At 47.3% G+C, this 13671-nt stretch carries 10 protein-coding genes; 5 read left to right on the top strand and 5 right to left on the bottom strand.

Annotated features, from left to right (window positions below; genetic code table 11):
• Positions 1-59 precede the first annotated feature (59 nt).
• The 4 genes from lptB to pdxH all read left to right on the top strand — a co-directional run bounded on the left by lptB (position 60) and on the right by pdxH (position 3550).
• Entirely contained in the window at positions 60-797 is a 738-nt protein-coding gene (gene lptB, locus KS4_RS01985; protein ID WP_145073861.1) for an LPS export ABC transporter ATP-binding protein, read from the top strand.
• A gap of 255 nt (positions 798-1052) precedes the next feature.
• Positions 1053-2087 carry a pseudouridine synthase gene (locus KS4_RS01980; RefSeq protein ID WP_145073858.1) on the top strand — a complete coding sequence of 345 codons (1035 nt, stop codon included), beginning with the start codon at positions 1053-1055 and terminating at the stop codon, positions 2085-2087.
• 35 nt (positions 2088-2122) lie between these two features.
• On the top strand, positions 2123-2806 hold the full coding sequence (locus KS4_RS01975) for an SOS response-associated peptidase (RefSeq protein WP_145073855.1): 684 nt from the start codon (positions 2123-2125) through the stop codon (positions 2804-2806).
• A gap of 90 nt (positions 2807-2896) precedes the next feature.
• Positions 2897-3550, top strand: coding sequence for a pyridoxamine 5'-phosphate oxidase (gene pdxH, locus KS4_RS01970; RefSeq protein ID WP_145073852.1), 654 nt, complete (start codon positions 2897-2899; stop codon positions 3548-3550).
• Positions 3551-3554: 4 nt separating this feature from the next.
• Here the strand turns inward: pdxH and KS4_RS01965 are convergent, their stop codons facing one another.
• Complete coding sequence (locus KS4_RS01965; RefSeq protein ID WP_145073849.1) at positions 3555-5036, bottom strand: SDR family oxidoreductase; 1482 nt, start codon at positions 5034-5036, stop codon at positions 3555-3557.
• 221 nt (positions 5037-5257) lie between these two features.
• Between KS4_RS01965 and KS4_RS01960 the strand changes: the two genes are divergently transcribed.
• Complete coding sequence (locus KS4_RS01960; protein WP_200761470.1) at positions 5258-6436, top strand: RNA polymerase sigma factor; 1179 nt, start codon at positions 5258-5260, stop codon at positions 6434-6436.
• Positions 6437-6517: 81 nt separating this feature from the next.
• Here KS4_RS01960 and KS4_RS01955 read toward each other — a convergent pair whose 3' ends face one another.
• The 4 genes from KS4_RS01955 to KS4_RS01940 are packed head-to-tail and all read right to left on the bottom strand — an operon-like array spanning position 6518 to position 13671.
• Positions 6518-8419, bottom strand: coding sequence for a vWA domain-containing protein (locus tag KS4_RS01955; protein WP_200761469.1), 1902 nt, complete (start codon positions 8417-8419; stop codon positions 6518-6520).
• A complete protein-coding gene (locus tag KS4_RS01950; protein ID WP_200761468.1) occupies positions 8419-9585 on the bottom strand; it encodes a DUF58 domain-containing protein in 1167 nt (388 codons plus the stop codon). The genes KS4_RS01955 and KS4_RS01950 overlap by 1 nt, the downstream gene beginning before the upstream one ends.
• A gap of 49 nt (positions 9586-9634) precedes the next feature.
• The gene (locus KS4_RS01945; RefSeq protein WP_145073840.1) at positions 9635-10672 is read right to left on the bottom strand and encodes an AAA family ATPase; all 1038 of its coding nucleotides are present in this window, start codon (positions 10670-10672) and stop codon (positions 9635-9637) included.
• Between the two features lie 5 nt (positions 10673-10677).
• A complete protein-coding gene (locus KS4_RS01940; RefSeq protein WP_234698874.1) occupies positions 10678-13671 on the bottom strand; it encodes a VWA domain-containing protein in 2994 nt (997 codons plus the stop codon).

The raw sequence follows: 13671 nt of genomic DNA, 5'->3' as shown, positions 1-13671 counted from the left end.
AAGTGATTGATAGGAAGGGGTGTCATGATGGCGGCATGGGTGTATGATGTGGAGTTGAGATGTATATTCTGAAAGTCAACAACTTGATGAAGACGTTCACGGGCCGCACGGTCGTGAATGATGTGTCGTTTGATGTATCCGAACGTGAGATCGTCGGATTGCTGGGGCGTAATGGTGCGGGGAAGACAACGAGCTTTAGGATGACGGTGGGAATGCTGACGCCGGACTCGGGGCAAATCATTTTTGATGGTCAAGATGTAACAAAGCTGGCGATGTATCAACGAGCGCAGCGGGGGATGGGGTATCTATCTCAGGAGCCTTCGATTTTCCAGCGGCTGTCGGTTCAGGATAATTTGATGGCTATTTTGGAGACACGGCCATTAACACGGGCTCAGCAGCGTGAGAAGGCTGAAGAGCTGATGACGCAGTTTGATCTAACGAAGACGAGGAAACAGCCGGCAAGAACATTGTCGGGCGGTGAACGCCGCAAGTTGGAGATTGCGAGAGCGCTGATTACGGAGCCGCAATTGATTCTACTGGACGAGCCGTTTAGTGGGGTGGATCCGGTGGCGGTTGAGGATTTACAGCGTGAGATTCGGCGGCTGAGAGATGAGCAGAATATTGCGATGCTGGTCACAGACCATAACGTGCAACATATTTTGTCGGTGTGTGATCGGGTGTATGTGATTTTCGAGGGGAATGTGTTCGCAGAGGGAACACCCAAAGAGATTATCAATAATGAGCAAGTGAGGAAGCTGTACCTCGGTTCGACGTTTAAAGGTGATGAATTCGATTAATTCTGAGGTAGGCTGCAATACAGTAAACATTGCTGCGGAAGAGGGGATTTCGTTTTGGTGGTTGAATGGGCTACAATATTTGACTGGCTGGCCTGCAATGGGCTGGCAATATGACTAACCTGACAGCCGCGATGTGAATCGCCGCTCCCCCCCGGAAGTTGTAAAAATTTGCAGACGGAGCTTTGCATTCAATGAAGTGCAAAAAGTGAAGTCTGGAAATTACAGCTCAAATGCGGGAAACAAAAGCATTTCAACATGACTCAATCAGATAATACGTTCCGTCGCAATGCGCCTGTTAAAAAAGGTGCTGAATCTATTGCGGATATGATCACGCGCAATGAGGCGGATCGAAAAGCTGCTAAGAAAAAAGCGAACCAAAAAGAAGCTGCAGCAAAAAGCGCGACCCCAAGTAAAGCACCGGGGAATACCAAAAAGAAGACATCGAAAAAGAAAACTGCTAAGCAGAAATCCAACAGTTATACCGATGCTTCACGTGGCATACGTTTGCAGAAGGCGATGGCAGAGGCTGGTGTGGCGTCTCGGCGCGATTGTGAGGCGTTAATTGAGCAGGGGCGGGTCATGGTCAATGGCGAAAAAGTAACGACGTTACCGGCTTGGGTTGATCCGGAAAAAGATCGGATTGAAGTATTTGGGGAGCCAATCAATACGCCCAAACTGAAAGCAACAAAGGGGCGGAAATTTTATGTGATGCTGAACAAGCCGAAGGGTGTGATTTCCACGAATGACGACCCGGAAGGTCGACGTCGTGTGATTGATCTTGTCAACATCCCCGGCAATCCAAGACTGTTTCCTGTGGGCCGACTGGATGCGGATTCAACCGGCCTGATCTTGCTGACCAATGATGGTGAGATGGCGAACAAATTAACGCACCCGCGGTATGAGATCATCAAGCAATATCAGGTAAAGATTAAAGGGCGGCTGACAGAAGAAGATGCTGCTCGAATGAAAAAAGGGTTGTTCCTTGCCAACCAATCGGCTACTTCGTGGAACGCGCCAAAATCGAAAAAAGCATCGGCCTTGTCTGTCAAAATTTTGGGGGTTGAGCGCGACCGATTCCGCGGTGACCGGACGACCATTGGTATTTCATTGAAAGAAGGTCAAAACCGCGAAATCCGTAGGCTACTAGCCCAGCTTGGTTATAACGTACGGAAATTGAAGCGTGTTGGGATTGGGCCATTAAGGTTGAAGGGTGTCGCGAACGGTTCATTCAGACTGTTAACAGCTCATGAAATTTCTGCTTTGAAAAAAGCAACACACACCAAAAAATAGATCTTTGAGTTCCACTGTCCGCGTATAATACGGGTATGTGTGGACGATATGTATTAACACATGAAGAACGAGCACTTGAAGCGATGCTTAAGGTGGCGTTATCGTTTTACTTAAAGCCGAGATATAACATTGCGCCAACACAGCCCATACCTATAGCTCGGACGGATCTTGACACCAAAAAACGTGAGATTGCGTATGCGTATTGGGGGTTGATCCCTTCATGGACGAAGGACCCGTCAATCGGAACGAAAATGATTAATGCGCGTGCGGAAACGTTACGTGAAAAACCATCATTTCGCGGGCTTTATAAACTGAAGCGGTGCTTGATACCGGCCTCGGGATTTTATGAATGGAAACAGATCGTTAAGGGCAAAAAAACGCCGCATTATATCAAAATGCTGGATGACTCACTTTTTGCTTTCGCGGGCTTGTGGGACACATATTTGGATCCGGGCGGAGCTGAGGTGGATACGGTCACGATCATCACAACAAAGGCGAATGAAATTGTTGGCGAGTTGCATGAACGGATGCCTGTGATTGTACCCCGCGAAAAATATAACCAATGGTTAGACGCGGATAATCAGACGGCGAAAGGTTTAGATAGTATTTTAGCGCCCTACCCTGCTGATGAGATGACATATTACCCTGTATCCACGGAAGTTAATTCGGCTGCGCGTGACGAACCGTCATTCATCTCTCCGACATCACTATTTGGTTAGCCTTGCTGACGGCGAGCTTTTTTTTTCTTAAGATAATGCAGTTGATTCACAAATGTATATCACTCAGCTATTACGCTGAGGGCGGGAGTATTGAGAATGTCGATAGATGCGATGCGACGAGACTTTGACATGGGTTCATTACGAAAACGGGATGCAAATGCAGATCCGATCGAGCAATTTCGTAAGTGGTTTGATGAAGCGTTGACTGCTAATAAAGGTGAATGGTTTGAGCCGAATGCGATGACGCTGGCAACGGTTGATCCGTCGGGAATGCCGGACGCTCGAATTGTGCTGATGAAATCGTTTGATCAGAGAGGGTTTGTATTTTATACAAACTATCGTTCAACCAAAGGACAGCAACTGGAAGAGCACCCATACGCAACGTTGGTTTTTTATTGGCCTGCGCTTGAAAGACAAGTCAAGATCTTAGGTGGCGTGAGTAAGGTTTCAGAAGAACAATCGGATGAGTATTTCTTAAGTCGGCCGAAGGGGTCGCAACTTGGAGCCATGGCATCAGAACAGAGTAAACCTATCGCGAATCGCAAGGTCTTAGAGTCTGAACTCGAAACACTTGAAGATCTATTTGCGGATAGAGAAATTGAGCGGCCAGAAGAATGGGGTGGATATTGTGTAAAGCCGGTCAAAATTGAATTTTGGCAGGGCAGAACCAATCGGCTGCATGATCGTTTACTGTATTCACAGGATGAACAAGGCGCATGGTCAATACAAAGAATATCGCCATGAATGTTTAACTGGTTTTTGATTCTGCATGTTTTGCGATTGCTTCGATCATATCGGTAAAAATGAATCGATGAATTGGATAGAGTGAGTACCAATAGAGGGTGCCGAGCAAACCTTTGGGTTCAAACATTGCGGTCTGTATAAGTGTGCAGGTTTGATTGTCCTCAGGTTTGATGTCCCATTGCAGCCATGCCTTGCCTGGAAGTTTCATTTCTGCACGAAGTCGTAATAACCGCGGTTCTTCAACTAATTCAACACGCCAAAAATCAATTGCTTCGCCAGGCAAAACTCGATGCGGGTCACGCCTACCACGACGCAAGCCAGGCCCACCTACAGCACGATCTAGTGCACCACGAATCCACCAAGCCCATTCCCAAACAAGCCAGCCTGTCTCACCTCCCAGAGAACTAACCACACGATAGATCTGTTCAGCCGATGCATTCACCTGAATTCGCCTAACCTCGGTGCTTATCCCTTCCCAGTCTTTGAGCTCAGCAACCTCCGCAGGCAAATCCTTCAGATTAAGTGCATCACTCCAACGCGTATCGACATCACTTTCTTCAATTCGATGAATCGCGCGACGTACAGCTTCCTCATACTTCATCACGGTAATTTCTGGGAAACATTTTTCTGCTTGATTATTTTGAAGATTAAGCGGCTCAATCACGCCTTCAATCAATGGTCTTGCAAGTTTATTGGGGATAGGAGTGACCAGACCAACCCAATGAGATGCAAGCCCAGGTGTTAGAACAGGAACAGGGATGATAATACGGCGCAATCCTCTAACTTTCGCATAGATATTCATCATCTGCTTAAAGGTGAGGCGATCTGCACCGACATCTACAATACCAACAGGTTCACATGCCACTGCTGCAACTAGATAATCAAGAATGTTTCGAATGCTGATTGGATGTACAGGATTGGATATCCATCGTGGTGCGACCATAACAGGAAGACGCTCGGTAAGATAACGAACCATCTCAAAAGATGCACTGCCAGAACCAATAACAGGGCCAGCACGAAATTCTGTCACGAGATCTGGCAATCCATCACGCAAAATCTGTCCTACCTCAGCACGACTTTGCAGATGCCGACTCACGACAACGGGCAATCGTGATTGCCGATCGGGCGCAGGTTGTAACCCGCCTAGATACACAATATGTGTGAGTTGATTCGCCCCTTGCTCAATCTGTTCCTGACATATCGAAACAAAAAGATTAGCGGCCTCACGATCTTTGGTTTCAAAACCTTTACCCTCCCACATCGAATGAACTAAATAATAAGCCGCTTCGATGCCTGTCAGTGCTTGGGTCATACTTTCTCGATCAAACAGATTACCCTCTGCAATTTCAACTTGATCTGTCCAATCTCTCTCCGAAATGCGTGAAGCATCACGCACCAATATGCGCACTTGGTGCCCTGCAGCCAATAGCTTAGGCACCAGCCTTCCACCAATATAACCTGTGGCCCCAGTGACGAGTATCTTCAACGTTACCTCTTAATATACAATTGGTTATAGCTACCTGCCGTGCAATACGGCACAAATACCGGTAGGCGAAATCAAACTCATATCTCTATTAATATGAAACGGTTTATTGAGTACTCCGTCTTTATTAATAGCCACATCGTGTAAACTAAGCCTAGACAGCTCGCATGCGCAAAGGGCATCACTCACAGGACACAGACAGGCGTCATAGAACGAGAATTAACATGACAAGTACTCAAGCCGATAATACCGCTGACTTGGAGTTGCTCGCACTTTACCGCGAGAAAGGGGACGCACAAGCGTTCGATGCAATCATGCGGCGATACTCCGCGCTGGTTTACAATACCTGTTCACGAGTTCTCACGGATCGCTCTCTTGCAGAAGACGCGACCCAAGAAACATTTTATCGGCTGATGCGAAAACCCGAGCAGGTTTCTCGCTGTCTGCCGGCCTGGCTTCATCGAGCAGCTACCCATCTTTGTTTGGATATGCTTCGCTCCAATACAGCTCGCCGCTCGCGTGAGCAAGCGTATCAAGCTGAGTTGGAACGAAAGCGAAACTTAACACCAGCTGAATGGGCGGACGTTTTCCCACAACTCGATCAAACGATCGCAGACATGCCTGAGGAAATGCGCATCATTCTGATTGATCACTTCCTGATGGGCAAATCGCAACGGGAACTTTCTGAAACACATCATCTCTCCCCCGCAACCATGTCCCGGCGTATGAAGCATGCAATTGAAGAATTACGTAAGAAGTTGCAATCTCGTGGCATCGTCATGTCAATATCACCATTATTAATTCTTCTCACACAATACGAAGCTCAAGCGGTTCCATTAACTTTGGCCACACAACTTGGCAAACTGTCACTTTTCTCCTCGACAACATCATCAGCAGCTACAGCCTCTGTAGCCGCTGCAACATCAGGTATTTGGGTGAAAACTTCTCTGACAGTTGTCGGAGGATTTGTGATTGGCTTAGCTGCAATCGGGCTCATTGGTATCGGCAACAAAGAACCAAACATCAAAGCAACAACCGTTATCAGCGATGATAACTATCAAACCCCGCAAATCATGCTCACAAAACAGCCTGATGACACAACCACTTCTGCCCTAGAATCAACGTCATCAAAATCACTTCACAACCGTTACATGGATATGACAGCATCTAACACAGACACGATCTACCTCGCAATACATAACCCATCAATCAATCTAGCCAGTGATATTATTTGTTATATCCAAGCGCCTAAGCCCGGTGATGAAATGATCTCCATCACTTACGCCGATAGCCATACCCAAACACTTAGTACTGAAGAAGTCAATCGCCTCATTCTTACTCAGGAAAAACGCACACTCAACGATCTTCTTAAAGATGACAGCATCCCCTCCATTATTTATTAATGGTATTCAAATTAGCACAAAAACGATCGCACGAATGCGATCGTTTATTTATGTACTATTTCGATGGACAATATGTCCTAATTACCCAAGCTGACGTGACCAGCCACCTGGCTTTCGTTGATAAAACCACCATTCAATAATCAGGAATGCCAATCCGGCAATCGCAAACCAATACCATATCGGCTTATCGATTACGACATCTTTCGTAACGGCGATCGCATCATGCTCTTCAAAACGAATCGTATCAACGATAGACAGGTTTGTTTCTTTCTCACTTAATAAACTTGCGCCCAACAACCGATTTGATCCTCTAAGCTGATACATCCCGGAGTATTTCGCTTCAACTCCAGAGAGAGTACCACTAACATCTGTCTCTGAAGACACAACGACATTCTTCGGCCCCGCGACGGTGTAGCTGCGCTCTTTATCCAGAAGATGGATCGCATCGAGAACACCTGTTTTTTGGCCATTCAATTCAAGCAACCCAGCTCGATACTTAGCGATCTGCTTAAGATTTTCAGCAATCATTGGCGGCGTCGGCGTAAAAGGTAATGTTGAGTCCGACATATCAAATAGCATGGCATATATCAGCTTACCCTGAAGGCGCGCCCGTAATACCAGAGGCGCCTCACTACCATCTGCCAAAACTTCCCAGCCACGCTCCTCAAGGTCCTCTTCCCGTACTGACTCACCGTTTTCATATGAGCCATACCGAACACGGTTTACAAACACCGCACTTTCCAGATAGATATGGCGTAATAACTCTGATTGCTTCATCGAAGCTGCAACATAATCCCCATCATCTTCACCCGTAATTTTCAGTAATCCATGCAATGATTTCGGTATCCCGCCCATAATGACCGTCACATCAGCATTAATCTCTTCCCTACGATCAACTGCACTTAACACCGCTAGATCATAACGGGGCTGAATCGCTTCACGGCCATCAATCACATGAAACTCTACATCATCTAATCGGCGCATAGCTCGTGACATCACATCCAAGCCTTCACTTACACCCACTACAAGATTTCGCGTTGGCTTGATCGCTAAGTACGCTTTATTATCAGCATCCAAAGAATCAAAACCATCGGGTATCAACACAACTTCAACAAGCCCATCTTCAATAACAGGCAATCCAATGGTCACGCGATCAGGCTCATTCGCCGCAACTGAATACGCCTGCTTGACGATCAATTCACCCCCAAGCATCACCTTCATTTCACCCGTCATTGTTCCAGATCCACTGGATTCAATATTGGCAAAAATCTCCCATTCTCCATCCTCATTTTGCTTTGCACTCAGTGCGGTCAATCCAACATTCATCCCGCCTCGATCAACTCGATGTAAATTAAGATCGAAAGACACCTTAACCTTCACCTGTTCTGGCACATTGCCATCGGTATACATAAGAACACGATCAAACTTCTCACGCTGACGCATCGCTTCTACCATTCGAATCGCATCTTCAACTTCGCTCTCAACATCCCAAACAGTAAGCTTCTCCAACTCTGCTAAAAGTAATCGTTTGTTATTAGTAAAATCAGTCAGCTTACGCGCAGAATCCGCAAACGCGATCAGGCAAACCCGTTGATCAGTCTGCAGATTATCAATAATACGCTCAACCTTTTCGACCATTTCTTCTAGCCGCGTTTGACTACCATCATATGAACGAGCCCCCATACTTGCCGAATGATCAATCAGAATAGGTACGTTCTTAAAACTAGCCCGATCCCCCTCGATATATGGCTGCATCGCTGCCAATATCAGGACAGCCAGCAACAACAATTGTAGCAATAGCAATAAATGCTTTTTAAAACGCTGAAACGGACTGTTAACCCGCTGATCAGCCAACACCTTTCGCCACAACACCAATGATGGGACTTCAACTTGCTGTCGCCTCATCTTCAGGAAATACATCACAACAAGCGGCACAAACAGGAAAAATAGCAAACTTGAACTTAGAACATAGAAGCCAGGCATCATTTCACCCAACCTTTCCGCAGCAGCATATCAAACAGCACATATGACAAATCATCATGACTGCTCGTCACTGCAAATCGCCCACCACGTAACTTGCAATGGTTTTCTAGATAATGCTCATACTTCAATCTGTATTCTTGATACAGCCCAACCACATCTCCAGCAGCACTTACATCCAACGTACCTGCGCCCTCACTATCCATAAATCGTAGATCCCCCTCAAGATCTGGATCTATCTCGACAGGACTTAATACCTGCATCGCCATAATCTCAAGTCCCGCACTTGCCAGCCGTGTCATCGGCCCACTAACATCCCCGTACGACAACCAATCACTCATAATAAACACGACGCCTTTGCCGCGATGCGTATGTAGAACACGCTCAACCCCTTCCTCCAATTGCTCCCCTCCGCCCCCATCGAGATCTTCAAAGTACTTAAAAAGCTTGTGCATACTCCCACGGCCTGTACAAGCCTTTAATTTTTTCTGCTTGCCCTCATCCACTCCAATCACATGTGCACTGACTTTTTCACTGCTGTATAAACCCATCACCCCAAATGCTGTAGCCAATTGTTTCGCACGTTCAAACTTCCCATCGAACATCATCGAGTTCGAACCATCAACAACCAAAACAATCTGCATCTCCTCTTCATGTCGGTATTGCTTTAAATATGGCCGCCCCAACCTCGAAAAAATGTTCCAATCCACATATCGAATATCATCTCCCTCAACATAGTTCCTGTAGTCTGAAAACTCCGTACTACTTCCTCCTTTACCAAACAAATGCTCGCCGCGCATCTTGTTTGATTTCCGTAGCTTTGTCACAATCCGCATACGCTCAACACGTGACAACGTACTATTACTCAGCAATTGTGTTACACCACCAGAATCAACATCCCGATACTCGCCTCGCCCCTTCTTGCCAACAAACATACCCGCCTTAGCAGATGCGCTGATAGCTGTACCAGCATCCTCTCCATCCTGTTTGCGAAGCTTTGCCCCCTTTGACTCCTGCCATACCTTACGTTGGTCTTGTTTCTTGTGATCAACACCCGCTCGAATTTTCTGCGCAGTATCACCCGTCATCGCTCGTGTGTGTTTTTTGACACGATTCTTCAACGAAGATAAATGGCTCTCCGATTGATTTTCATGTTCATTTTCAGCCAACGCAGCCTCACTTTCATTCAATCATCAACATACAAACACCCTACCAGGTTTACATCTTGATCAGATTCCCAACGATCTGTTCTACTAATTGCGCCACATCAATCCGTTCTGCCTGACCGTCGTAATTCAAAAGCACACGATGCTGCAATACCTCAACTGCCCACGCTTGCACATCCTCATGCGCAACATGCACACGTCCCTCTGCAAGAGCCTTCACGCGAGCCGCCTTAATCAACGCCTGCGCCGCACGCGGACTCGCTCCCCAGTTAACAAAATTCTTTACCTCATCAGAAGCAAACTCACTATGTGGATGTGTCGCCAACACCAAACGGCATGCAAAATCTCTAACAGAATCTGTCACAACCACTTGCTCTAAAATTTTCCCTAATTCCATAATCCGCTTGCCATCAATCACCTTCCCGATAGGTTGTGATCGCTTCAGGATTGTCCGGTTCACAACCTCATTCAAACCTTCACGCTCCAGAAACGGGACGTTTACCTTAAACATAAAACGGTCAAGCTGTGCCTCAGGCAACGGATATGTCCCCTCCTGCTCTAGTGGGTTTTGAGTTGCCAGTACAAAGAACGGTAACTCCAACTGGTACGTCCGCCCACTCACAGTCACTGTTTTCTCTTGCATCGTCTCCAGTAGCGCGGATTGAGTTTTTGGCGTAGCACGGTTAATCTCATCTGCCAAAAGTAATTGCGTAAAAATGGGCCCCTTACGAAACTCGATTCGATACCCACCTCCCGAACCGCCCTCATTCTCTTTGTTCGCCATCACGTTTGTCCCGATGATATCTGCAGGCATCAGGTCAGGCGTAAACTGAATACGGCTAAAATCAAGCTCCAAAACTCGACTCAAAGCCTTCACTAATTCCGTCTTGCCTAATCCCGGAACACCCTCAAGCAGCACATTCCCGCCGCAAAACATCGCAGTCAGAACACTTCCAACCACGCGTGCCTGCCCAATAATCACCTTTTCTACTTCATTACGAATAGCTGTAAATTCCCGCCGAAATAAAGCCGCCTGCTGTTCTAAGTCAGCACCCTGCACCGCTCCGTTCTCAACTGTTTGCTCATTCATTTTTATTATCCTTTATCATGCGCATCGCGCACCTCGCGTCTTTTTGCTGCTAATCGCGACATCGTTTCCGACGTGCCCATATCATCGTCATTTTCATCTTTACCACTAACACCAACTAACACTTGATTAGACTCGTCAAGATCTGGTACATCCTGTTGCTCCATCCGAGCCTTCTCAAGCGAGTCACTCTGATACAATCGTTCTCTCGCCCCTTCTTTCCGCGAAAGTAAACTCGAATACGTCTCACGTGATACTTCCGTTGCTTTTTTAAATCCAATCATTTCACGAATAACTGTCCAATCAATTTGTATCCGGCGTATTCCTACATCAATCGGAATCATGCACGCCAAGATCAGCAGGAACCAATCAAAGACCGGCTTCGATCTTGCCTTCGCCTCTCGCTCCTCTTCAAAAATATCCTCAACCTCCTCCTCACCTGTCAGCACCTCACCCCCCGTTGCCTGCGCAATCTTCTCCATCGTGATCGGATTTGATCGTAATCGTAGATACTCCTGTGAATACGCCACCATCAATCCCCCATATGTTTTTTCCTCTACTGCTTCCTCACCACTCCCCGTTTCACCTAGTACCGCCACTTCATATCGCCCCTCACCCATTAATTCAAACTCTCCCTCATAACGGCGTGGCCCAACCTGCTCTAACTTAACCACTTCATCCTTACCGTCAGGCCGCTTCACCTTCGCGCCTACCTCTAAAAATCGACTATCCGCCGAATAGTCTTCGATTAAAATCAATCCGCGTCCACCATCCGCCACTAACTGCATCCGCAGATTACTCTGCTCCTTCACACGCGCAACGTTCGTCACCATCTGATGCACAAACGCTTTATAGCTATCCCAATTAACCCAATTTTTCCCCCAGTTCGGCGATAAATCAGATGTAAACGCAGCGGTCTTACCTAAACCGAACTGCCACTCACTCAAAACCGGATCTCGATCTTCGCTATCCGGCACCTCTAATATAGTCGTCGCCCTACCCTTCGGCGTCGTAATCACATAGCCCTGCAAACTCGGCATCGTATCGATACCCTTAAGCACTCCTGATGGATAAACTGCTTCAGGCAAAAACTCCTTATTCTGGATCATGCTCTTACGAAGCGTCTTTGCTTCCTTAATAAATATCTGTGGCAGTAAATTCGCATTCTTCGGATAATAAAATCGCCCGCCTGTCGCATTCGCGATCTGCTTCATGACCCCCACACTGTTCCCATGCGGAAACACCGCAACTGTCGAAACACTGATCTTCGACTTCATGAACTTATTGAGCAATGATGGCGAAGGCGGCTGCGGATCACCGTCTGAAATAATAATGACATGCTTCATCGAAGCATCACTCTTAGCCAACGATTGGTACGCCATCCGCATCGTCGGTGCAAACGATGGCATGTCACCAATCTGAGCCCCGTTAATCTGCTTCGCCAAAATTGGGAAATTACGTGCCGGCGTCAAATTAAACAACCATGACTCACCACCCTGATAGTCATACACCAACACACCTATATCATCTTCTTGGCTTAACACCTTAATCGCAGCTTTTGTAATCCGCTTACCCCATGTATTCCCATCCGGAAACTCACATGTATGTAGCACAATCGCGAGCGCAGCCTTCGGCAATACTTTACGCTGCGTTACATCCATACTCACCGGTAAAATTTCTTCAACCAACGTTCGGTTATACCCGCCCGGCCCATAACTGTTCTCACCACCAACCATGACAAAACCCACACCATGACGCTCCACCGCCTCTTTCACTGCCCCCATCTGCGCCCCTGAAAAATGTTCTGCCCCAACATTCAAAAACATCACACAGTCATACATCAAATACGCTAACGGGTCATCCGGAAGCCCAAACGCATCAACCACTTCAACAGCACGATCACTCTCTAACAACGCTTGCCTAACCGACAGATAGTCCTGTTCATTCCCACCCGGCTCAACCACCATGAGCACCCTGCCCTCACCTTGCAGATACAAATAATTGATCGCCCGGTTATTTTCCGAAATCTCGTCTTCACCTTCCCCAGCATCCATCGTCAGTTCATACGTGTAATACCCCGGATTCCGCATGTAAATCGGAATGTTATACCGATTCTTTCCATAGTGATACTCGACCTCATCCTGCCAAATCACCCGCCCATTCTCCATCAAAGACAGCTTCCCCTTCCCCTCTTTCTCTGCCCGTATAATCCCCGCCGCCTCATAAGTCTCCCCCATCTTCACCGCACGCGGCATCTCCAACCGTTCAACCAAAACCTCTCTGTCATATTTATAATCCACCGTTAAAACATCAACCTGAACATCTCTCGCCTTAAGCTGACGCAACACGCCATCCAGATTTCCTTCCGTACTCACCCCATCGCTGACCAGCACAATCTTCCCCGGCCTATCATCTGGCAACACCGCACCCGCCAACCGCAACCCCTTCTCAAGATTCGTCCCATCTCGCGCGACCCCCAGCGCATATTCCCCTTCAAACATAAAGGATTCCGCTGGCGGAAGCTCAACCGCTGCACCCTTCCCAAAAGTCAGCACACCCACCGCATCCTTCTCTGGTTTCTCATTCGCAATCTTCACCATAAACCGCTTCGCTTCTTCCACCGCCTCACGCCGCATAGACTGCGATTGATCCATCAAGAAAACAACAGAAAGCGAATCATCTTTTCTCACCATCCGCGGCTCCGCAAGCAGCGCCACAAACAGCCCCAACAACCCTAACCTCATCCACAGCACCACTTCTTTTCGCCACCCCCTCAATCCACCATACCCACACACGTCAATCCACCACACCCATAACCCAAGCAACATCAACCAAAACGCGCTTAACCACGTAAAGACCACCCACTCCATCATTACAACACCCAAAATAATCATCCCATATACTGCCGCAAACAAAACGACCGACAGCAAATTCCGCGGCAACACCTCACCTCGACTCGGCGGAACCAACCCATACCTCATCATCCGGAATATTTTCATCAT

Origin of the sequence: Poriferisphaera corsica, from assembly GCF_007747445.1 — a bacterium.
GTDB lineage: Bacteria > Planctomycetota > Phycisphaerae > Phycisphaerales > Phycisphaeraceae > Poriferisphaera > Poriferisphaera corsica.
The sequence above is the reverse complement of the archived record's forward strand: the minus strand, read 5'-3'. Positions and strand labels throughout refer to the sequence as shown.